1 protein-coding gene is annotated in these 242 nt (G+C 57.0%); it reads right to left on the bottom strand.

Annotated elements, in window-relative coordinates; genetic code table 11:
- A partial coding sequence (locus tag E1297_RS00235; protein ID WP_244327575.1) for a GTP-binding protein occupies positions 1-242 on the bottom strand: 242 nt, incomplete at both ends.

The raw sequence follows: 242 nt of genomic DNA, 5'->3' as shown, positions 1-242 counted from the left end.
GCGTGACCGGGGCAGTCGACGTGCGCGTAGTGGCGGTTGTCGGTCTCGTATTCCACGTGGGCGGTCGAGATGGTGATGCCACGTGCTTTCTCTTCAGGCGCGCCGTCAATCTGGTCATACGCTTTGAAGTCACCGAAATACTTGGTGATTGCTGCGGTCAGCGTGGTCTTGCCGTGGTCAACGTGGCCAATCGTGCCGATGTTGACGTGCGGTTTTGTACGCTCAAACTTTTCCTTTGCCAT

This window comes from Roseibium sp. RKSG952 (genome assembly GCF_009711355.1).
The sequence above is the reverse complement of the archived record's forward strand: the minus strand, read 5'-3'. Positions and strand labels throughout refer to the sequence as shown.